Below are 20,441 nucleotides of genomic sequence, written 5' to 3' on the forward strand. Positions count from 1 at the left end.
CGTGTCACCAACGTCCGTGGACAGAACAACTAGTCGGCCCGGGGCAGCCGGGCGGCGAGGTCGCGCACGGCCGCGCGGTAGGTGTCGTCGAAGCGGAACAGGTGGCGTTCGATCGGCGGTGGCACGGTGTCGCCGGGCGCCACGGTCAGCCCCGCGGGGTCGCGCACCAGACGATCGACGCCGGCGGCGGGATCGTCCGGTGACCCGCCGTCCGGCGGGAAGATCATCCCGCCGACCGGGTCGGTCCGGCGCCACAGGTTGATCCAGCGCCATCGGATGTCCCCGCCGATGCGGCGCAGCATCGCGTCGTCGACGTAGGCGGGAAACACGCGGGCGTAGAGCCGGTGCAGCGGGGACGCGAAGGTGAGCAACGCGACCCGGGAACGCGCGGACGCGGGCAGTTGCAGCGCGGTCACCGCCGCGAGCACGCTGCCGTGACTCTGGCCGGCCAGGACGACGGTGTGCCCGGCGGCGACGAGGTACCGGACCCGCCGGGTGAGGTCGGGCACCGCCCGTTCCGAGTAGCAGGGCGCGGCGAGCGGATGGGCGCCCCGGGGCCAGAAGGTCGCCAGTTCCCACAGGATGCCGATCAGGCGGATGCCTCTCGACCGGTAGGCGAACAGGCCGAAGACACCCAGCAGGAGAGCGAAGGCGCCGATCAGGTAGGCGCCGAGGTCGGTGACGAAGATGACGGGCCGGGCGAGTGACTCGCCGACGAGCAGGCGGGCCAGGTCGCCGGGACCGTCGTGCAGAATCGCCGATCCGGCGGCGCCGAGCGAGATCGTCGCCAGGGTGGCGTAGGCGGCCGGGGCCAGCGGCCCGAGCTTGTCGGCGAGTTGCGCCGACACGATCGCGTCGCGTGCCGCCTGTACCCGGACGGGGGGAGCCTGGTCCGCTTCGGCGTGCTCGGCCCGCACGAACCGCATGGCCGCGGCCCGGCGCGCCGACCGCCGCCACAGTCGGCGCGTCAGGACGACGGCCGCCGCGAGGATCACCGCCAGGAAGAACCCCAGGGCCGCCCAGCGGAAGGCCACCGGCGGGGTCAGGGGCGGCGCGCCCGGCGGCGTCGGACGCGCGGGCGTGGGGCTGGACCCTCGGTCGAGGTAGTCGGCGGAGAGGTAGACCACGCCCGAGGAGTAGGAGACCGCGAACCCGATCGCGACGAGGATGAGCACCGGCGCCGCGAGCCCGCGCAGGACGGTGGAGCCGGTGACGTGGTGCCGGCGGGTCACCACGACCAGCGCGACAAGCGCGGTGAGCAGCACCATCTGGCTCACGTAGACGGTGGCGACGAGCACGTCGTAGCCGGGCAGGTTGTCCGCGGCGGCCCAGGAGTTCCGGGGTACGAGTGAGTAGGCGAGAACGGCGGCGGTCAGGACTCCTGACGAGCGGGCCAGCGTTCGGGTCGCCATGTCGAAGCGGGGTGTGCTGGTGCGACGTTCGATGCCGGGCAGGCAGCAGGTGACCAACGAGGCAGCGGTCACGACCAGCACGGCGGCGAACAGGAGATAGCCGGTGGGCCGGCGGTCGTGCGGCACCAGCGCGCTGAGCACGGCGATGTCGAGTGTCCCCAGGGCCGCCGCCAGATGCACGGCGCGCAGATGCCGGACGAGGCTGCGGTTGTCCCAGAACGCCGGGTCGTCGAGGCTCTCGATCTCGGCGTCGCCGTCGTCGGGCGCCCCGGTCTCCGGAAGCTGCCACGTCCGGCGACCCAGGCGCCACAGTCCGGCGATCGCCGCCAGCGGGAGAAGGGCGAGGATGGCGAGTTCCCAGCCGGCGGGCAGACCGGCCAGCCAGGAGACGAAGCGGCGGTTCTCGTAGCAGCGCGGATAGCTCAGGCACTGCCAGGCGACCAGATCGAGCGCCACGCCGACCACTGCCAGCACGTACATCGTGGTCAGCGAGACGGACAGGAGTCGGACCAGGGCCCGCGCCGGCGCGCCCGCGCGGCCGGTCAACGGCAGGGCCCAGAGCGCGACGTTGCCGAGCATGAACGGCATCAGCAGCACCAGCGAGAACGTCCGTCCCGCCGTGCCGCCGGTCAGCCCGTTCCACCGGTACGCCTCCAGGCACGTGGTCCCGGCGGGCTCCGGGTCCTCCGGTCCCGCTCCGGGCCGGTAGAACCCCGCCTCGGCGTCGCCGGCGACGAGGTGGGCGGGGCGTTCCCCCAGGATCCGGTCGGAGCTGCGACCTCCCACCCCGTGCACCCGTAACTCGATCAACGCCACCCGGTCACCGCTCCCGTGTCGAGGACGCGGGTGCGTACCCGGTGCCGGCCGAGTCATGTCCGGTCGGAGGCCGCGGTCGATCCCGCTTTTCGCCGGGATCAGAGAAGCGCAGGCCGTAGCGTGTTCGATGATGAGAAGAGGATCCGGGTGAGTACGACCCGGCGTCGCACCCACGATCCGGTCGGCGCGACCTGGGCGCAGGTCCGGCGTACCGGCTCCGCCACCGCCCACGACCGGGTGGTACGACTTCGGCTGAGCCTGCTCGTGGCCGTCCAGTCGGGGGTGGCCGCGGCCGGCGCGTGGTGGATCGCCAACGACGTGCTGGACAACCCTCAGCCCCTGTTCGCGCCCGCCGTGGCGGTCGGCACCATCGCCAGCTCGGTGGGGCAGCGCTTCCGCCGGACGCTGTTCCTGGTCGCCGGCGTGGCGGTGGGCATCACGCTCGGCGATCTGCTCGTCTCCTGGGTCGGGCAGGGGCACCTGCAGATCGGCGCCATCGTCGCCGTGTCGATCCTGTTCGCCGTGCTGCTGAGCGGCGAGGGCTCGTTCGTGACCCAGGTGGGCGGCAGTGCCATGGTCATCGCCGTGCTCTCCCCGGCCAACACGAATCTCGCGCTGCCGCGCTTCATCGACGGCGTCGTCGGCGGTGTGGTGGGCATCCTGGTCGCCCTTGTCGTGCTACCCCTGCACCCGATCCACCGGATCAGGCGCGCCGGCCGACCACTGCTCGACCACATCGCCACCCAACTGAAACGGCTGGCGGAGGCTGCCCGCACGCGCGACGCCGAGGTGGCCAAACAGGCTCTCGACACCCTGCGCGGCGTCGACACCTCGGACCTGCAGACGGCGCTGTCGGCGGCCGTCGAGGTCGTCCGCATCTCGCCCTTGCGGTGGCACAACCACAACTCACTGGAGGGCTGGCGGCACGGCGCCGGGCTGATGATGCGGTCCCTGCTGCAGACCCGCGACCTCGCCCTCAATCTGGAGACCGCGCTCCGCCACGACGAGCCGGTCCCCGCGCCGCTCGCGGCGGCCGTCGACGACCTGGCCGAGGCCGTCCGGCACGTCGGCGTGGAGTGGTCGCCGCCATCCGGCGGGCCGTCCCGCTCGCAGCGCGCGGCGCTGACCGCGATCCGCCGAGCCCAGGAGGCACTCAGCGCCGGCCTGCTCATCGGCGGCGTCAACGTGGCGAACGACGTCATCATCATCGCCCTCAACACGATCCGGGCGAGCGGTGTGAGCAAGCAGGACGCCGAAGAGCTGCGGCGGAACCTCGCCCCCGACGCCACGAGGGACGCCGGTGGACCGGAGCCGCGTCACCCGCCGGCGGCGCCGGGGCCGCCGCCCGCGCACGGCGCGGGAGAGCAGCCCTGAGTCAGGCGTCGGCCAGCCATTCCTGCTCACCCAGCCCGGAGATCTCCAGCACGCGCCGGACCTGCCGCGACGGCAGCACGGTGAGCGCGGCCGGGAACCGCTGGGAGAGCCGGACCACCGCGTAGATGGCGGCCGAGTCGAAGAACGTGACCGCTCGCAGGTCGAGCAGGAGCCGGGTGGCGGGCTCGCGCAGCGCGGTCTGGAACATGGTGTCGGCGGTCGCCATGTCGACCTCGCCGGTGACCAACACATGACGGTGGTCGCCGTCACCCTGCGCCGTCACGGAGAAGACGGGCGGCGCACCCCCTTGATCCACGCAGCAACAATGGCACAGCGTTTGCGGCACGGCAACAACCTCCCGGCCGGGCCGTGGCGAGGTCGTCGTCGGGGGCGGCGATAGGCTGAGGACATGACCGTCCGTGCGCCGCTGACCCCCGGCACGCTCTCCCCGTGGCGAGCGGTCCCCGCCCACATCCCGCGACCGGAGTACGTGGGCAAGAAGCGCCCGCAGGAGTGGCGCGGGTCGCACGTGCAGACACCGGAGACCATCGAGAAGATGCGCGTGGCCGGCCGGCTCGCGGCCCGGGCCACCCAGCTCGCCGGCGAGCACTGCAAGCCGGGGGTGACCACCGACGAGATCGACCGGGTGGTGCACGAGTTCCTCTGCGACCACGGCGCCTACCCGTCGACGCTTGGCTACCGGGGCTTCCCCAAGTCCTGCTGCACCAGCCTCAACGAGGTGATCTGCCACGGCATCCCCGACACGACGGTGCTCCAGGACGGCGACATCATCAACGTCGACGTCACGGCGTACCTGAACGGCGTGCACGGCGACACCGACGCGACGTTCTGCGTGGGCGAGGTGAGCGAGGAGGCCCGGCTGCTGGTCGAGCGGACCCACACGGCCATGATGCGCGGCATCAAGGCGGTCGCGCCGGGCCGGCAGATCAACGTCGTCGGCCGGGTGATCGAGTCGTACGCCAAGCGGTTCGGCTACGGCGTGGTCCGCGACTTCACCGGTCACGGCATCGGCGAGGCCTTCCACAGCGGCCTCTACGTGCCGCACTACGACAGCCCACGCCCCACCGACCTGATGGAAACCGGCATGACGTTCACCATCGAGCCGATGATCACCATCGGCACCCACCAGTACGACGTGTGGGACGACGGCTGGACGGCCGTCACGAAGGACCGGAAGTGGACCGCGCAGTTCGAGCACACCATCGTCGTGACCGACGACGGCTACGAGATCCTGACGCTGCCGTGACCGAGACCCCGGCGGCGCTGCGCGAGGCGCACCACGCGGACGTGTCCGGCGGCTGGCTGCGGCCGGCCGTCTTCGGCGCGATGGACGGGCTGGTCACGAACATCGCGTTGATCGCCGGCGTCGGCGGTGGCGGGGTGTCGCCGCGCAGCGTCGTGCTGACCGGCGCGGCCGGCCTGGTCGCCGGCGCCATCTCGATGGGCCTGGGCGAGTACACGAGCGTCCGTTCCGCCAACGAGCAGGTCGCCGCCGAGGTGGCCAAGGAACGGCGTGAGCTGGAGCGACACCCGGAGGCGGAGGCGCGTGAGCTGGCCGACGCCTGGGTCGCCCGCGGGCTGCCCCGCGAGCTGGCCACCCAGGTCGCCGAGGCGGTCCGGCGCAACCCGGAGGAGGCGCTGCGCGTGCACGTCCGGGAGGAGTTGGGCGTCGACCCGGACGACCAGCCCAGCCCGTGGGCGGCGGCGATCTCGTCGTTCATCTGCTTCTCGATCGGCGCCCTGGTGCCGCTGCTGTCGTACCTGCTCGGGTTCACCAGCCTCTGGCTGGCGCTCGCCGTCGGCGGGGTGGGGCTCTTCGTCGCCGGCGCGATCGTGGCCCGGTTCACCTACCGCTCGTGGTGGACCAGCGGCCTGCGGCAGTTGCTGCTCGGCGCGCTCGCGGCCGGCGCCACCTACCTGATCGGCACCCTGATCGGCGTCGGCGGCGTCGGCTGACCCCCACCCCACCCCCACCCCCACCCCCATCTCCGCGCGCTGATTCACGGAAAGCGTGGTTATTTCGCGCCCGATACCCACGCTTTCCGTGAATCAGCGCGGATCGGGGGGAGGGGTTGGGGTGGGGTGGCGGGTCAGGCGGTGGGGACGAGGCGGAAGACCTTGATCTCGCGGCCGCCGGCCCGCTCGACGTACGTGCGGTAGGCCGGCCACTCCTGGGCCAGCCGGTCGAACAGCCGGTCCCGGTCGGCACCGGTGACCTGCTCGGCGCGCACCGGGATCCGGCGACCCTTGACGTCGACCTCGGCGGACGGCTGGGCCAGCAGGTTGAACGTCCACGACGGCTGGTGCTGCTGCCCCCAGTTGGAGCCGATCACCACGTAGGCGTCGCCGTCCGGCACGTAGAGCAGGGGGTTGCTGCGGGGCCGGCCGGAGCGGCGGCCGGTGGACGTCAGCACCAGCGTGGGCACCAACCCGAACGCGACCACCCGCCCCTTCGTCAGCCGGCCGACCAGCCGGTCGGCGGGGACGAGCACGCGCATGGTGGCGGCGAACCACCGCTGGTGACCGAGGTGGCGGGCGAGGGATCCCAGGGCGGACACCCGTCCAGTCTGCCGCCCCCGCCGCGCCCCGTCACCCCCTGAGCCACCCCGACGGCCGACCGGCGGTCAGTCGAGGCGGCGTTCGACGGGCAGGCGCGAGCGGGTGAGCAGGGCCGCGCCGAGCATCGCCACCAGCGGCACCACCACCAGCACCGCCATCGTGAGGCCGGGCACGGTCACCGGGTACGGCGGCTGCACCGGCCAGGACTGCGCGTACCGCTGGTTCAGCGAGGCCAGCACGACGGCGGCCGAGCCGAGCCCGGCCACGATGCCCAGCGCCGAGCCGAGCACCGCGATCACGCCGGCCTGGCAGAGCGACAGCACCCGGCGTACCCGCGGGTCGGCGCCGACCGCCGCGAGCGTGGACAGGTCCCGACGGCCCTCGGCGGCGGCCAGGCCGGTGGCGACCGCGGCGGCGCCCAGCGTGATCACCCCGGAGGCCGCCGCCAGCAGGAGCAGCAGGGGACGCTGGTCGGTCGGCGGGTCGGCGGTCGACACCTGGAGGGACGCCGGCGCCACCTCGGACAGCTCGTCGATCAGCCGTTCGCGCTGCCCGTCGGTGGGTGGGTCGGCGGCGTCCACCAGGTAGCCCAACGGCGCGGCCACCAGGCCGAGCGCCCGCGCGGCGGCGGGGGAGAGGACCAGCCGGTCCACCGGAAGGCCGCCGCGCAGCGGGTACCCGGGCAGCAGGCGGGCCGCCGACGGGGCACCGGAGCTGTGGCTCATCTCCACCCGGACCCGTCCGTCCGCCACCTGCCGAGGATCGGTGACCACCACGCCGCCCGCGGCGAGCGTCCGGCGCGCGGCGGCCACCTCGTCGGCCGGCGCGCCGGTGAGCGCGGCCAACACCTCGCCGTCGTCCACGATGGCCGGCAGCGAGATGTCGTTCGGTTCCCGGAACGGCTGTCGGCAGCGGGGATCGTCGCGGGCCGAGGCGGGAGCCACCTCGAACGGCTCGTACCGGCAGCGCTCCTCGGGCGGACGCACCGCCAGGGCGACGCAGTAGTCGTCCGGGGCGGCCGGACGGGCGCACTCGGGAATGGCGAGTCCCGCCACGCCGGCGTCGGGCAGCACGGCCCGGACCCGGTCGGTGACCGCGGCGAGCGTCGGCCGCGGGTTCCCCTCCTGGTCGGCGAACTGGACCAGCGCGTGTCCCGGCGGCAGGCCGGGTTGCCACCCCGCCCGCTGCCGGGCGTCGTCGCTGGCCACGTAGACGCCGAGCGCGACGCTGCCGGCGACCGCCGCCATCACGGCCGAGATGGCCGGCGCGGCCGACGACCGGTTGCGGCTGGCGTCGCGCAACGCGAGCCGGGGGGTCAGCGGCAGCAGCCGGCCGGCCCGGGCCAGCAGCCCGACCAGCGTCGGGGTGCAGAAGACCAGCCCCAGCTCACCGAGGGTGACACCGGCCAGCACCCCGGTCGGCGAGGTCCGGGTGGCGGCGAACGCGGCCAGGGCGGTGCCGACGACGGTGAGCAGCGCGCCGAGCAGCAACCAGCGCCGGCGCGGCCGGGGCGCCTCGCGCCGGCCGGCCAGGCCGGCCACCACGTCCTGCCGGGCCGCGGTCCACGCCGGCGCGAGCGCCGCCAGCACGCCGGCCAGCACCGCGACCGCGGCGATCGCGGCCAGCGCGCTCGGAAACACGCGGTACGCGCCGAGGCGCTCGTGGATCAGGTACTGCTCGACCAGCGGCCGGCCGGCGAACGCGGTCCCGACGCCGAGCAGCAGCCCGAGGGCGGCCCCGCCGGCGCCGAGCACCACCCCGTCGGCGAGCACGATCCGGCGCAGGTGGGCAGCATCCCCGCCGGCCACCGCGACCAGCGCGAGATCCCGCCGCCGGCGGCGTACGCCGACCGCGAAGGCCGGCCCGACCAGCAGCACCACCTCCAGCAGACCCAGGCCGCCGACCAGCACCGAGACGCCGGCCTCCTCGGCGTCCGGCAACGGCGTGCCGTTGTCGAACTCCTGCCGGCCGGGCAGCGGGGACCGGGTGGACACCTGGATGCCGCGGGCGTTCAGCCGGTCGGCCAGCGCCTCGTCCATCGCCCCGGGCAGGTCCACCAGCCAGCTCTCGTCGGTGGGCGGCCCGTCCGGAGCGACGCCGGAGAGCGTCACCACCTCGCCCAGGTTGTCCGGGAACTCGACCACCCCGACCACCCGGTACGGCGTGCCGTCGGTGGTGCGTACCGGCGCCCCGGGGCGGGTGTCCAGCCGGCGCTGCGCGGCCGGGCTGACCGCGATCTCGTCCGGGCGCACCGGCACCCGGCCCTCCCGCAGCGTGGCCAGCGGACGGGCGAGCGGGTCGGTCAGGTCGAGCGCGCGCGCCTCGAACGAGACCGTCCGGCGGCCGATCGGCGTCTCGAACGGCATCCACCGCCGGACCCGGACGACCCGGCTGCCGGCGGGCAGGAGCGCCCGCAGCTCGTCGGCGGTGACCGGGCGGGTCCGGGGCACCGGGTCGCCCTCGACCGGCCAGGAGTTGTCGCCCCACCTGTCCTGCGTAACCGGGGTCAGGCTGCTCCAGCGCAGCTCGGCGTCGGCCGCGCCGAGCCGGCGGTCGAGCTGTTCCGACCGGGTCAGCTCGGACATGTCGTAGCTCGCCGCGGCGAAGCTGAGTCCCAGCACCGGCAGCGCGATCATCACCAGCACCAGCAGGGTGCGGCGGCGGGAGCGGCGGGCCTCCCGGCGGGCGATCCGCAGCGCGGTGCGCCACGACCCCCGGGCCGCGGCGAGCCGGCCAGGGCTCACCGTTCGCTGCCGCTGAGCAGGTGCTCGATGCCGACCAGCGGCGCGGTCGAGTCGACGAGCACCCCGTCGCGGAGGAAGACCACCCGGTCCGCCCAGCCGGCGTGCCGGGCCTCGTGGGTGACCAGCACCCCGGCCGCGCCGTCGTCCACCCGGCGGCGCAGCAGGTGCAGCACCGCCTCGCCGGCCTGCGAGTCCAGCGCGCCGGTCGGCTCGTCGGCGAGGACCAGCCGGCGTTCGCCGACCAGGGCCCGGGCGATCGCCACCCGCTGCTGCTGACCACCGGACATCTGGTCGGGGAACCGGTCCGCCTGCCCCGCGACGTCGACCTCGCGCAGCGCGGCCAGGGCCAGCCGGCGGGCCGCCCGCACCCCGGTGCCGTCCAGCTCCAGGGGCAGCGCCACGTTCTCCACCGCGGTCAGGCTGCCCAGCAGGTTGAGGTCCTGGAAGACGTAACCGATCCGGCGGCGACGCAGGCGGGCCAGCTCGCGGGCCGGCAGGCCGCCGAGCGCCTCGCCCTCGACCAGCACCTCACCGCCGGTGGGCCGGTCCAGCCCACCGGCCAGCGCCAGCAGGGTGGACTTGCCGGACCCGGAGGGGCCCATCACCGCCACCAGCTCGCCGGCCGCCACGGTGAGGCTGACGCCGCGCAGCGCGTGCACGGCGGCCTCGCCCGCGCCGTGCGTCCGGTGCACGTCGCGTAGTTCGAGCACTCCGCTCATCGTCGCGGGCCTCCCGTGTCCCGTCACCGGCGGGCCTCGTCACCGGCCCGGTCCACCGCCTCGGGGTGGGCGACCGGCCGGCCCGCCGTCGGGCGGTGGCGGACCAGGCTGGTCTCGCAGTGGTCGAGCCACCGCACCTCGGCCTCGGCCTGGAAGATCATCGCGTCCAGCACCAGCCGCCAGGGCAGATCCTCCGGCTTGTCGCTGGTGTACTTCAACCGGGTGAACTCCTGCAACGCGCGCATGGTGGCGCTGCGCTGGGTCTGCACCACCGCCCGGACGTCCACCCCCGGTGTGGTCAGCGCCAGCGCCAGCTTGATCGACAGTTCGTCCCGGGGCCGGTCGGCCCGGCTGATCGGCGTGGCGAACCAGAGCGCCAGGTCCGCCCGCCCGGCGTCGGTGATCTCGTACGGCCGCTGCCCGCTCTCGTTCTCCGGCAGCGGGCGCACCAGGCCGTCGCGTTCCAGCCGGGCCAACGTGGTGTAGACCTGCCCGATGTTGAGCGGCCACGTCGAGCCGGTCGACTCCTCGAACGCGGCACGCAACTGGTAGCCGTACATCTGGCCACGTTCGAGGAGGGCGAGCAGGCCGTGGCGGATGGACATGGCCTGGAGTATGCATACCTGGTATGCGCGCCGCAACCGGAAGGCTCCGCCGGGTGACCACCGCCGCGCTCAGGCCGGCCGACCCGGGAACGGCACGGTGACCGGGTTCACCCCCGCCGTACGCCGCCAGCGGGTCGCCCGCAGCGCGCAGTCGGTGAGTGCGGCGAGCGCCGTGTTCCGGTCCGCGCCGCTGGTGTGCGGCAGCGCGGCCCGCCAGTGACCGGCGGTCCGCTCCTCGATCTCCACGGCCAGTTGGAGCGCGGTCGTCCGGTCGGTCACCGGATAGGGCAACGCGTAGCCGGCCCGGTCCGCCGGCACCTGCCCGGCCCCCTCGGCGAGCTGGAGCAGCAGCGCGTCCCGGCGGGACCGGTGCGCCGCCTCGGCGGCACGGGCGGCCGAGCGGGCCGCGTCGGTGAGGTGCACGCCGATCACCCCGTACGCCCAGACCGCCGCGTACTCGGCGGCGAGCGCGTCGCCGAGCGCCCGGGTCGCGCCGTTGCCCGGTCCGTTGCTCGGGTCCACGCGGTGCCCGACGGGCACGGCCACCCGGCCCTCGCGTTGCTCGGTGCGTTCGCTCATGCGGTGCTGGCTGGGCATGCGCTCACGGCCCTCGCTGCGCTCGGTGCGTTCGCTCATGCGGTGCTGGCTGGGCATGCGCTCACGGCCCTCGCTGCGCTCGGTGCGTTCGCTCATGCGGTGCTGGCTGGGCATGCGCTCACGGCCCTCGCTGCGCTCGGTGCGTTCGCTCATGCGGTGCTGGCCGGGCATGCGCTCACGGCCCTCGCTGCGCTCGGTGCGTTCGCTCATGCCAGCGCCTCCACGTGGGTGGCCCGGGCCGCGGCGATCGAGCCGAGCAGCGCCGCCCGGTCGGCGGGCGCGGTCGCGCCGGCCTTGGCGGCGTTCGCGTGGCCCTGCTGCTCGGCCCGGCGCAGCTCGGCGAGCACGGCGTCCGGAGCGTCGGCCGGTGCCCCGGACGCCGGGCCGGTCGGGCCGGTGGACGGGCCCGAGGGCGCCGGCCGGCCGATCACCCGGCGCAACTCGTCGGCGTGCGCCCGGTGCGCGTCGGCGATCGGGGTGAGCCGCGCGGCCAGCGTCGGCGCGGTCGCGGCGGCGGCCCGGTGCCGTGCCTCCAACGCGAGCGCCTCGGCCGCCAGCGGCTCCAGCGCGTCCGGCGGCGGTGGCTCGTCGTCGCGGTCGAAAGGATCACAACCAGTCAGCGGCGCGGTCGCGCCACCGAGCGCCACGAGCGCGCCGGCACGCAGCAGGCGACGCCGGGAATGCCCCGCTCCGCCCTGGTCGGATGGTGTTCTGCCGGTCCCCACCGGACAAGTCAACACCATCCCCGCCACCCCGTGGGGCACGGTCGTCGGTGCGCCGCCCGGTCCGCCACCCGGCCCAGGCGTTACGCTCTGCGCAGCCACCGGGCGCGAACGCCCCGGTGGCGTGCCGGCATTGCGGGTCGACCGCGCACGCCGGCCCGGACGAACCCGGCCCCGACGGGCCGTGGCAACAGCAGAGAGGTGCGCGGAATGACGCAGCGTGGCCGTGCCACCCGGTCGTCCGGGCCCGCCGGGCGGCCCCGCCGGTCCGACGGCCCCCGCGGTCCGGAGCGGAGCGGCGCACCCCGTGGCGACCTCGCCGCCCGCCGGGCCCGGCTGCGCGAGGTGATCGAGCCGGTGATCACCGCCGCCGGCTACGACCTGGAGGATCTCTCCGTCTCCCGGGCCGGGCGCCGGCACGTGGTCCGGGTGATCGTGGACGCCGACGGCGGGATCAACCTGGACGCCGTCGCGGACGTCTCCCGGGCCGTCTCCACCGCGCTGGACGCCGCCGAGGAGGCCGGTGGCGACATCGTCGCCGGCGAGTACCAGCTTGAGGTCAGCTCGCCGGGCGTGGACCGCCCGCTCACCCTGCCCCGACACTGGCGGCGCAACGTCGGCCGGCTGGTCAAGGTCACCGTCCGCGGCGACGCCGGGGACCGGCAGCTCACCGGCCGGGTCACGGCCGCCGACGACGAGCGCGTGACGCTGGAGACCGACGCCGGCTCCGCCGCCCATCCGTACGCCGAGCTCGGGCCCGGCCGGGTCCAGGTGGAGTTCTCCCGCCTGGACGACCTGGCCGACGCCGAGCTCGACGACGACACCGACACCGACACCGACGACGAAGATCTGGAGGACGAGGAGAGGTGAACATCGACCTCGCGGCGCTGCGCGCCCTGGAGCGCGAGCGGGAGATCCCGTTCGACACGATCCTCGCGGCGATCGAGACCGCGCTGCTGACCGCGTACCGGCACACCGATGGCGCCGAGCCGCACGCCCGGGTGGAGATCGACCGTAAGAGCGGGGCCGCCTCGGTCTACGCCCAGGAGATGGACGACGACGGCACGGTCACCCGGGAGTGGGACGACACCCCGCACGACTTCGGCCGGATCGCCGCCATGACCGCCAAGCAGGTGATTCTCCAGCGGTTGCGGGAGGCCACCGACGAGGTGCACTTCGGCGAGTACGCGGGTCGCGACGGCGACCTGGTCACCGGCGTGGTGCAGGCGCACGAGGCCCGCAAGGAGAAGGGCATCATCAGCGTCGACCTGGGCAAGCTGGAGGGCGTGCTGCCGCAGTCCGAGCAGGTGCCGGGCGAGGACCCGCAGCACGGCGAGCGGATCCGCTGCATCGTCGTGCACGTCGCCAAGGGCATGCGCGGGCCGCAGATCACGCTGTCCCGGTCGCACCCGGCGCTGGTGAAGAAGCTCTTCGCGCTGGAGGTGCCGGAGATCGCCGACGGCACGGTGGAGATCGGCGCGATCGCACGTGAGGCAGGTCACCGTACGAAGATCGCCGTACGCTCCACCACGCCCGGCGTGAACGCCAAGGGCGCCTGCATCGGCCCGATGGGACAGCGGGTCCGCGCGGTGATGAGCGAGCTGCACGGCGAGAAGATCGACATCATCGACTGGTCGGACGACCCGGCCACCTTCGTCGGCAACGCGCTGTCGCCGGCCAAGGCGCTGCGGGTCGAGGTGGTCGACCTGGCCAGCCGCGCCGCCCGGGTCACCGTGCCGGATTTCCAGCTCTCGCTCGCGATCGGCCGGGAAGGGCAGAACGCCCGCCTGGCGGCCCGGTTGACCGGTTGGCGCATCGACATTCGCTCCGACGCGGAGTCCTCCGGCGCCGCCGGCCGCAGCGGAGCCGATCACGTACCGGAGCCGGGCGGCGCGATCTCGAGCAGCTAGGGGTAGACTTTCTCAGTGGCACGACGCGAGCTGCCGGAGCGCACCTGTGTGGGCTGCCGGAAACGAGCGCCGGCCAGCGAGTTGTTGCGGGTCGTCGCGGTCGGTGACGAGGCTGGTCAGATCAGTCTCCGGCCCGATCCGGCCCGCAGACTGCCGGGTCGGGGAGCGAACATGCACCCCAATCCGGCCTGCTTCGCGCAGGCGGTGCGGCGCCGCGCCTTCGGGCGGGCACTGCGGGTCGCCGGGGTCCCCGACCACGGCGCGCTTGCCGAGCACGTCGACGCGCAACCCCCGACGAGCGGTCAAACCCGACCGGTCGCGGGTCGCTAGCAAGGTAGGACGACCGACATGAGCACACGATGAAGTCGCAGAAATGACCAGGCTTCAAGTGCACGAGTGAGGTTGCTGCGGGTGCTGCCCGCACGACCTCGGAGTGAGGAGTGCAGTGGCAGGAAAGGCCCGCGTACACGAGCTTGCCAAGGAGCTCGGGGTCGAAAGCAAGACCGTTCTCGCCAAGCTCAAGGAGATGGGCGAGTTCGTGAAGTCCGCCTCCAGCACCGTCGAGGCGCCTGTCGCCCGACGGCTGCGGAACGCGTTCGTGGCGTCCGCCGGTTCGCCGGCGCCCGCCGCCCCGCCGGCTGCCGCGTCCAGCGGCCCGGCACCGACCCCCACGCCCACCCCGACCCCGGGTGCCCCCCGGGTCTCGGCCCGTCCGATGCCGCCCCGTCGGCCGGCCGCGCCGAGCCCTGGACCGCGGCCCAAGGGCCCGGTCCCCGGCCCGCCGCAGCCGGCGACCCCGGTCGCCAAGCCGGCGAGCGCGCACGACATCGAAGTGGCGGCCGCGGAGGCACGCGCCGCCGCGCTGAAGGCTGAGCAGGAGGCCGCGGTCAAGGCCGCCCAGGCCGCCCGCCAGCAGCAGCGCGAGACCCCCCGCCGGGAGCCTCCGGCCGAGGGCGGTCCCCGTCCCGGCCCGCGTCCCGGCCCGAACGCCATGCCGCCGCGTCCGGGTTCCCCGGCCGCGCGTCCCGGCGGTCCGGGTCAGGGCCAGGGTCAGGGCCCCGGTGCCCGGCCGGGCGGTCGCCCGCCGGCGCGTGGCGCCGGCAACAACCCGTTCGGCATCCAGGGCGGCCAGCAGCGTCCCCCGGCCGCCGGCGCGGGCGGTCCCCGTCCCAGCCCGGCCGGCATGCCGCCGCGGCCCAGCCCGGCGTCCATGCCGCCGCGGCCGAGTCCGGCGTCCATGCCGAGCCAGCGTCCGACCACCGGTCGCCCCGGCGGTCCCGGTGGCGGTCGTGGCGGCCCCGGCGGCGGCGCGGGTCGTCCCGGCGGTGGCGGTGGCGGTGGCTTCCGCGGCGGTCCCGGTGGCGGTGGCGGTGGCGGTGGCTACCGCGGTGGTCCCGGTGGCGGCGGCGGTGGCGGTGGCTTCCGCGGCGGTCCCGGTGGCGGCGCGCCCGGCGGCGGCGGTGCGCCCGGCGGCGGTTTCCGTCCCGGTGGCGGCGGTGGCCGTCCGGGTGGCGGCGGTCGCGGCCGTGGCGGTGGCGCGGCGGGTGCCTTCGGGCGTCCCGGCGGTCGGCCGACCCGTGGTCGCAAGTCCAAGAAGCAGCGCAGACAGGAGTTCGACAACCTGTCGGCCCCGACCATGTCCTCGGGTGCGCCCCGCGGTCAGGGTCAGGTCGTCCGGTTGTCCCGTGGCGCCTCGCTGTCGGACTTCGCCGACAAGATCAACGCCAATCCGGGTTCGCTGGTCCAGGAGATGTTCAACCTGGGCGAGATGGTGACGGCGACCCAGTCCTGCTCCGACGAGACCCTGCTGCTGCTGGGTGAGCACCTCGGCTTCGACGTGCAGATCGTCAGCCCGGAGGACGAGGACCGCGAGCTGCTCGCGCAGTTCAACATCGACCTCGACGCCGAGGTCGCGGCGGACCGCCTGGTCAGCCGTGCGCCGGTGGTGACCGTCATGGGTCACGTCGACCACGGTAAGACCAAGCTGCTCGACGCGATCCGCAAGGCGAACGTCGTGGCCGGCGAGGCGGGCGGCATCACCCAGCACATCGGCGCCTACCAGGTCCACGTCCCGCACGAGGGCGAGGACCGTGCGGTGACCTTCATCGACACCCCGGGTCACGAGGCGTTCACCGCCATGCGTGCCCGTGGTGCCCAGGTGACGGACATCGTGATCCTGGTGGTGGCGGCCGACGACGGCGTGATGCCGCAGACCATCGAGGCGCTCAACCACGCCAAGGCGGCGGACGTGCCGATCGTGGTCGCGGTCAACAAGGTCGACAAGCCGGAGGCGAACCCGGACAAGGTCCGCCAGCAGCTGACCGAGTACGGCCTGGTCGCCGAGGAGTACGGCGGCGACACCATGTTCGTCAACGTGGCCGCCAAGCCCGGCATCGGCATCGAGGAACTGCTCGAGGCCGTCCTGTTGACCGCCGACGCGTCGCTGGAGCTGACCGCTCCGATCGACGGCCCGGCGCAGGGTGTGGCCATCGAGGCGCACCTGGACAAGGGCCGCGGCGCGGTGGCGACCGTGCTGGTGCAGAAGGGCACGCTGCGGGCGGGTGACTCCATCGTCGCCGGTGGGGCGCACGGCCGGGTGCGGGCCATGCTGGACGAGAACGGCAAGCCGGTCGACACGGCCGGGCCGGCGCGTCCGGTCATGGTGCTGGGTCTGACCACGGTGCCGGGTGCGGGTGACACCTTCCTGGCCGCCGAGGACGACCGCACCGTGCGGCAGATCGCCGAGCAGCGGCAGGCACGGCGGCGGGCGGCGTCGTTCGCCAACTCCCGTGGCCGGGCCACCCTCGAGACGCTCATGGAGCAGCTCAAGGAGGGCGAGAAGACCTCGCTCAACCTGGTGCTCAAGGGCGACGTCTCCGGTTCCGTGGAGGCGCTCGAGGACGCGCTGTTCAACCTCGACATCCCCGAGGAGGTCCAGCTTCGGATCATCCACCGGGGCGTGGGCGCGATCACCGAGAGCGACGTCATGCTCGCGAGCGCCTCGTCCGAGGCGGTCACGATCATCGGCTTCAACGTGCGGGCCGCCAACAAGGTCCGCGAGATCGCCGACCGCGAGGGCGTGGAGATCCGGTACTACACGGTCATCTACCAGGCCATCGAGGAGATCGACGCCGCGCTCAAGGGGCTGCTCAAGCCGGAGTACGAGGAGGTCGAGCTGGGCACCGCGGAGATCCGCGACGTCTTCCGCTCGTCCAAGATCGGCAACATCTCCGGCTGTATCGTCCGGTCCGGCCTCATCCGCCGCAACGCCAAGGCGCGGCTGCTGCGGGACGGGTCGGTCGTGGCGGACAACCTCACGATCAGCTCGCTGAAGCGGTTCAAGGACGACGCGACCGAGGTCCGCGAAGGCTTCGAGTGTGGTCTGACGCTGGGCGGTTACAACAACGTCCAGGTCGGCGACATCATCGAGACCTTCGAGATGCGGGAGAAGCCGCGCGCCTGAGTGGTGTGCACGACCGGTCGACGGCCGGGGCCTTCGGGCCCCGGCCGTCGCCGTTTCCGCAGGCTGAGACAATCTCCGGCGTGATCGGGTACGCACTGCTCCTCGCCCCCTCCGCCAACCGCGTCTACGCCGACGCGGCCGCCCGGCTGGCCCGCGCCGAACTGGCCGTGTTCGCCGGCTCGGGCGTGCTCGACGCGCCGCCGTCCGACGCGGAGGTCACCCGCATCGGCGGAGTGGAGTACCTGACGTTCACCGCGCCCGCACCCGGCCTCGGCGCGCGGGACCTGGCCCACCTGGCGAACCTGTCGGCGGCGTACGCGCTCTTCGAGCGGGTCGGCGACGACCTGCTCCGGCCGGTGCCGCTGCACCCGCTGGCCCGGTACGACTCGGACCTGATCACCATCCCCAAGTACGCCGGCAAGACCAACGAGCAGTTCACCCGGCTGCTGCTCAACGTCACGCTGCTCGCCTCCGCCGCCGCGCCCCGGATGCTCGACGGCGGGCTGGTGGTGCTGGACCCGCTCTGCGGCCGGGGCACCACGCTCAACCAGGCGCTCATGTACGGCCACGACGGCATCGGCGTCGAACGCGACAGCCAGGACGTGGAGGCGTACGCGACGTTCCTGCGTACCTGGCTGCGCCGCAAGCGGCTCAAGCACACGGCGGAGACCACCTCGGTGCGCCGGGACCGCAAGCTGGTCGCCCGCCGCTTCGAGGCGGTGCTCTCGCCGTCGAAGGACGCGCACCGGGCCGGCGCCACCCAGCGGATCGTCGTGCTGAACACCGACACCACCCGGGCCCGCGAGGTGCTCCGTCCCCGCTGCGCCGACGTGCTCGTCACCGACGCGCCGTACGGGGTGGCGCACGGCAGCCGCACCGGCCAGGGCCTGTCCCGCAGCCCGCTGGAGCTGCTCACCGCCGCCGTACCGGTGTGGCGGGAGCTGCTGCGGCCGGGCGGCGCGCTGGGGCTGTCCTGGAACACCCACGTGGCGCCGCGCGCGGCGGCCGAGGCGGTGCTGACCGACGCCGGCCTACGCGTCGTCGACGGGCCCGGCTGGCGGGACCTGGCCCACCGGGTCGACCAGGCCATCGAGCGGGACGTGCTGGTGGCGGTCGCGCCATAACCGGGTGACCGGCGGGGGTCACGTCTTATCCGGGTGACCGGCGGCGTCCCGGCGCGTACCGTTGCTCGCCGTGTATACCGGAACCGCGCTGTTCGACCTGTTGCTGCCGGGTGACTCCCGGTCCCTGAAGGCCAAGCGGTCCTACGTCCGGCCGATCGTCGCCGCGCTGCGCAAGTTCGAGGTCTCGGTCGCCGAGGTCGGCGCGCTCGACCTGCACGGCCGGGCCGAGATCGGGGTGGCCGTGGTGGCCGCCGAGCCGGCCCACGTCCGCGAGGTGCTCGACTCCTGCGAACGGATGGTCGCCGCACGCCCGGAGACCGAACTGCTGTCGGTGCGCCGCCGCCTGCACGGCGCGGACGACTGACCCGGCCGGCGTGGCGTACGGCGGCCGGGCCCGCGTGGCGTACGGCGGCCCGGCCGCGCCGCGCGTCGCCCGGCGGGGCGCGGGTAATGTTCTTCGACGTTGGGCGGTCGGACCCGGCGGCGCCCGGCGCCGTCCGTCTCCGGCCGGCGGCTCCCGGTCGCGACGCGATCCGGAGTCGGAGGTGACAGTGATCTGGAGGTGGGGGACATGTCGGATCCGGCCAAGGTACGCCGGCACGCGGAGCGCGTCCGCGAACTTGTCGCGTCGGTGGTGCGGAGCCAGATCAAGGATCCCCGGCTCGGCATGATCACGATCACCGACGCCCGGATCACCGCCGACCTGCGCGACGCCACCGTCTTCTACACCGTGCTCGGTGACGCGGCGGCCCAGGCGAGCACCGCCGCCGCGCTGGAGAGCGCCAAGGGCATGCTGCGCAGCACCGTCGGCAAGGCACTCGGCCTGCGGCACTCGCCGACGCTCACCTTCGTGCTCGACGACGTGCAGAACCAGGTCAAGCACATCGACGACCTGCTCACCGCCGCCCGCTCCGCCGACGCCGAGGTGCAGCGGCTGGCCGCCAAGGCCGCGTACGCGGGCGACGCCCAGCCGTACCGCGTCGAGGAGGACGACGCCGACGCGGAGGGTGACTCCCCGGCGGACGAGGCCGACGCCGAGGGTGGCTCCCCGGCGGACGACGCGCCGCGCGGCGACGACCGCCGGTGACCGAGGCCGTCCCGGGCGGTGGGCCGGTCACCGCCGTGAGTGGCGCGCCGGCCCCCGCCGGTCCCACCGACGCCGACTGGGCGGCCGCCGTCGCGGCGGTGCGGGGCCTCCATCCGGACGCGCGGGTGCTGCTGATCTGCCACGTCAACCCGGACGGGGACGCGCTCGGCAGCATGCTCGGCTTCGCGTTGGGCCTGCGCCGACTCGGGGTACGCCACCTCCAGGCGACGTTCCCCGGGCCGGCCGGCGTGCCGGAGCCGTTCCGCTGGCTGCCCGGCGTGGAGCTGCTGGTGCCGCAGGACGACGCGAATCCGGCACCGGACCTGGTGATCTGCTTCGACGCGGCGAGCGAGTCCCGGCTCGGCGACCTGGCCGACCGGCTGGGCGGGGCGGGCACGTCGCTGGTGCTGGACCACCACGCCTCGAACACCGGCTTCGGTGACGTCAACCTGGTGGACCCGCACGCGGCGGCCACCTCGGTGGTGGCGCTGGGGCTGCTGGACCGGCTCGGCGTTCCGCTGGACGCGGACACGGCGACCGGGCTCTACGTGGCACTGACCACCGACACCGGCTCGTTCCGGTTCGAGGCGACCACCCCGGCCGTGCACGAGATGGCCGCGCGCCTGCTGGCCACCGGCATCCGCCCCGGCGACATCTCCCGGCGGGTCTTCGACACCCGCCCGTTCGGTGCCGTCCGCCTCTTCGGCGAGGTGCTCGGCCGGGCCACGTTGGAACCCGCCGCCGCCGCCGGGCACGGCCTGGTCTGGACGTACGCGACCCGCGACGACCTGGTCCGCCACGACCAGCCGGCGTACGTGTTGGAGGCGCTCATCGACTCGGTCCGCTGCACCGCCGAGGCGGACGTGAGCTGCGTGGTGAAGCAGTCCGGGGACGCCGAGTGGGCGGTCTCGCTGCGCAGCAAGGGCGCGGTGGACGTGAGTCGGGTGGCGGTCGGCCTGGGCGGCGGCGGGCATCGCTTCGCGGCTGGTTTCACCGGTCGTGGCCCGCTAGACGACGTGATCGGCAGCATCCGCGCCGCACTCACCCCCGCGCTCCTGACCGCCCCACCCGCCTGACCGCCCCACCCCGGACCTCCCCTGCGCCGATCTTGCACTTGGTGCCCCCGGAACGTCGGGTTTCGCACCGAATGGGTGGTCCGTAACTGCAAGATCGGCGGTCGGGGGGTCGGGGGCGTTCCCGTGTGGGGTGGGGTGTCCGGTTTGGGGGTGGTGGGCGGCGCGCTGGCGGTGGAATGGGTCGGGGGGTCGCGGCGTTGTATCCCGGTGCA

The 20,441-nt window shown here is 74.4% G+C and carries 18 protein-coding genes and 1 pseudogene; 11 read left to right on the forward strand and 8 right to left on the reverse strand.

All coding sequences use genetic code 11. From position 1 onward, the window contains the following. Positions 1 to 29: 29 nt before the first annotated feature. Positions 30 to 2,198 (reverse strand): hypothetical protein, encoded by a 2,169-nt coding sequence (locus tag OG767_RS08485; RefSeq protein WP_405092906.1) that lies wholly within the window; start codon positions 2,196 to 2,198, stop codon positions 30 to 32. A gap of 177 nt (positions 2,199 to 2,375) precedes the next feature. Here OG767_RS08485 and OG767_RS08490 point away from each other — a divergent pair, with 177 nt between their 5' ends. Continuing rightward, positions 2,376 to 3,602, forward strand: coding sequence for an FUSC family protein (locus tag OG767_RS08490; RefSeq protein ID WP_405092907.1), 1,227 nt, complete (start codon positions 2,376 to 2,378; stop codon positions 3,600 to 3,602). 1 nt (position 3,603) lies between these two features. Here the strand turns inward: OG767_RS08490 and OG767_RS08495 are convergent, their stop codons facing one another. Further along, a complete protein-coding gene (locus tag OG767_RS08495) occupies positions 3,604 to 3,918 on the reverse strand; it encodes an STAS domain-containing protein (protein ID WP_405092908.1) in 315 nt (104 codons plus the stop codon). A 93-nt stretch (positions 3,919 to 4,011) separates the two neighbouring features. Here OG767_RS08495 and map point away from each other — a divergent pair, with 93 nt between their 5' ends. After that, entirely contained in the window at positions 4,012 to 4,869 is an 858-nt protein-coding gene (map, locus tag OG767_RS08500; protein WP_405092909.1) for a type I methionyl aminopeptidase, read from the forward strand. Beyond that, entirely contained in the window at positions 4,866 to 5,579 is a 714-nt protein-coding gene (locus tag OG767_RS08505; protein WP_405092910.1) for a VIT1/CCC1 transporter family protein, read from the forward strand. The genes map and OG767_RS08505 overlap by 4 nt, the downstream gene beginning before the upstream one ends. 134 nt (positions 5,580 to 5,713) lie before the next feature. Here OG767_RS08505 and OG767_RS08510 read toward each other — a convergent pair whose 3' ends face one another. The 6 genes from OG767_RS08510 to OG767_RS08535 all read right to left on the reverse strand — a co-directional run bounded on the left by OG767_RS08510 (position 5,714) and on the right by OG767_RS08535 (position 11,515). Next, a complete protein-coding gene (locus tag OG767_RS08510) occupies positions 5,714 to 6,181 on the reverse strand; it encodes a nitroreductase family deazaflavin-dependent oxidoreductase (protein WP_281935573.1) in 468 nt (155 codons plus the stop codon). Positions 6,182 to 6,247: 66 nt separating this feature from the next. After that, the gene (locus tag OG767_RS08515) at positions 6,248 to 8,926 is read right to left on the reverse strand and encodes an FtsX-like permease family protein (protein WP_405092911.1); all 2,679 of its coding nucleotides are present in this window, start codon (positions 8,924 to 8,926) and stop codon (positions 6,248 to 6,250) included. Beyond that, positions 8,923 to 9,645: an ABC transporter ATP-binding protein gene (locus tag OG767_RS08520; RefSeq protein WP_107156012.1), complete on the reverse strand. Its 723-nt coding sequence runs from the start codon at positions 9,643 to 9,645 to the stop codon at positions 8,923 to 8,925. The genes OG767_RS08515 and OG767_RS08520 overlap by 4 nt, the downstream gene beginning before the upstream one ends. A gap of 23 nt (positions 9,646 to 9,668) precedes the next feature. Then, entirely contained in the window at positions 9,669 to 10,250 is a 582-nt protein-coding gene (locus OG767_RS08525; RefSeq protein ID WP_281935567.1) for a PadR family transcriptional regulator, read from the reverse strand. A gap of 69 nt (positions 10,251 to 10,319) precedes the next feature. Then, on the reverse strand, positions 10,320 to 10,772 hold the full coding sequence (locus OG767_RS08530; RefSeq protein WP_405094162.1) for a ferritin-like domain-containing protein: 453 nt from the start codon (positions 10,770 to 10,772) through the stop codon (positions 10,320 to 10,322). Between the two features lie 281 nt (positions 10,773 to 11,053). Beyond that, positions 11,054 to 11,515 carry a hypothetical protein gene (locus OG767_RS08535; RefSeq protein WP_405094163.1) on the reverse strand — a complete coding sequence of 154 codons (462 nt, stop codon included), beginning with the start codon at positions 11,513 to 11,515 and terminating at the stop codon, positions 11,054 to 11,056. Between the two features lie 264 nt (positions 11,516 to 11,779). Between OG767_RS08535 and rimP the strand changes: the two genes are divergently transcribed. The 8 genes and pseudogenes from rimP (at position 11,780) to OG767_RS08575 (ending at position 20,229) form a co-directional block, all read left to right on the forward strand. Then, positions 11,780 to 12,439, forward strand: a complete 660-nt coding sequence (rimP, locus tag OG767_RS08540) for a ribosome maturation factor RimP (RefSeq protein ID WP_405092912.1) — start codon at positions 11,780 to 11,782, stop codon at positions 12,437 to 12,439. Next, entirely contained in the window at positions 12,436 to 13,479 is a 1,044-nt protein-coding gene (gene nusA / locus OG767_RS08545) for a transcription termination factor NusA (RefSeq protein ID WP_405092913.1), read from the forward strand. The genes rimP and nusA overlap by 4 nt, the downstream gene beginning before the upstream one ends. A gap of 15 nt (positions 13,480 to 13,494) precedes the next feature. After that, a pseudogene (locus tag OG767_RS08550) lies at positions 13,495 to 13,831 on the forward strand (YlxR family protein). Between the two features lie 93 nt (positions 13,832 to 13,924). Further along, entirely contained in the window at positions 13,925 to 16,942 is a 3,018-nt protein-coding gene (gene infB / locus OG767_RS08555; RefSeq protein WP_405092914.1) for a translation initiation factor IF-2, read from the forward strand. Positions 16,943 to 17,022: 80 nt separating this feature from the next. Further along, on the forward strand, positions 17,023 to 18,066 hold the full coding sequence (locus tag OG767_RS08560) for a TRM11 family SAM-dependent methyltransferase (RefSeq protein WP_405092915.1): 1,044 nt from the start codon (positions 17,023 to 17,025) through the stop codon (positions 18,064 to 18,066). A 70-nt stretch (positions 18,067 to 18,136) separates the two neighbouring features. Further along, positions 18,137 to 18,430, forward strand: a complete 294-nt coding sequence (locus tag OG767_RS08565; RefSeq protein WP_107156020.1) for a DUF503 domain-containing protein — start codon at positions 18,137 to 18,139, stop codon at positions 18,428 to 18,430. Between the two features lie 207 nt (positions 18,431 to 18,637). Beyond that, entirely contained in the window at positions 18,638 to 19,153 is a 516-nt protein-coding gene (gene rbfA / locus OG767_RS08570) for a 30S ribosome-binding factor RbfA (protein WP_405092916.1), read from the forward strand. A 35-nt stretch (positions 19,154 to 19,188) separates the two neighbouring features. Continuing rightward, positions 19,189 to 20,229, forward strand: coding sequence for a bifunctional oligoribonuclease/PAP phosphatase NrnA (locus OG767_RS08575; protein WP_405094164.1), 1,041 nt, complete (start codon positions 19,189 to 19,191; stop codon positions 20,227 to 20,229). The last annotated feature ends 212 nt before the right edge of the window (positions 20,230 to 20,441 follow it).

This window comes from Micromonospora sp. NBC_01392 (genome assembly GCF_045040125.1).
GTDB lineage: Bacteria > Actinomycetota > Actinomycetes > Mycobacteriales > Micromonosporaceae > Micromonospora.